Genomic DNA, 1,055 nt, shown 5'->3' on the forward strand with positions numbered 1-1,055 from the left:
TTAGAGCGTTTCCCTTTCAAGTTGGATCATATCCGCACGAGTTGAAGTAATTCTGAGCCTCTTGCGGTTCGATGAGTTCAACCATCTTACCGATGCGGTCCCAGAGCCCATTGACTGTTCTCTCGGCAGCCTTTCGTAAAAGCGCCTTCAGCTTGGAGAAGGCCTTTTCGATCGGGTTGAAGTCTGGACTGTAAGGTGGAAGGAACATCATTGTCGCGCCGACCGCCTCGATCAATTCTCTTGCTGCCGGTCGTTTGTGGCTGGACAGATTATCGAGGATGACAATATCACCTGGTTTCAATGTTGGAACCAACACCTGAGCGACATACGCCTCGAACCAATCACCGTTGATGGGGCCGTCGATGACAAGTGGCGCGACCATTCCCGTGTTGCGCAGCCCCGCAACCAACGTGGTCGTTTTGCGATGGCCGTGAGGAAAACCCATTCGCAACCGCTCACCCTTGCGGCATCGCCCATGACTACGGGCCATATTGGTCGCTGTCCAGGTCTCATCGATGAACACGAGCCGCTCTGGATCGAGATCAAGTTGCTTCTCGAACCAGCATTGCCGCTTTTCCAGAACGTCTAGACGGCTTTGCTCTACAGCATGGCCAGTCTTTTTTTACGCGTTTGTTCGTGCCGGACAAGAAAGCGGTGCAGTGCCGACTTGCTGATTATGATGCCTTGGGCGGCCAAATCACTGCGAAGTTCGAAGAGAGTACCGTCCCTGTGTTCGGCGAGCCAGATCATGATCTGATCAGCATGAGCTTCTGTCTTGTGAGAATTGCGGTCGCCGCCCAGTGGACCGGGTCGAACATTTCCCTGCTGGAGTTGAAGGTTACGCCAACGGCTAACGCTGGCTGCGCTTACACCGAAACGCTCAGCAGCCTCTCGATGCGATGCACCGCCATCAACGGCAGCAACTACACGTATGCGAAGATCAATGGAAAGGGCTCGCGACATATCTGCCGACCTCCATCGGCAGATAGCTTGAATCAGAAAGTGACTGATTTGCAAAGCCTGCCGATTCAATCAGGCAGGGAAACGCTCTAAAA

At 53.6% G+C, this 1,055-nt stretch carries 1 protein-coding gene; it reads right to left on the reverse strand.

Annotated features, from left to right (window positions below):
• Positions 1-16: 16 nt before the first annotated feature.
• Positions 17-963, reverse strand: a protein-coding gene (locus tag OPR82_RS22695; RefSeq protein ID WP_265987233.1) for an IS630 family transposase whose coding sequence is annotated in 2 segments (ribosomal slippage) — positions 17-624 and positions 624-963 — 948 coding nt in all. Because the reading frame shifts where the segments join, the coding sequence is not laid out codon by codon here.
• Positions 964-1,055 lie beyond the last annotated feature (92 nt).

It is taken from the genome of Ochrobactrum chromiisoli (assembly GCF_026241335.1).
Taxonomy (GTDB): domain Bacteria; phylum Pseudomonadota; class Alphaproteobacteria; order Rhizobiales; family Rhizobiaceae; genus Brucella; species Brucella chromiisoli.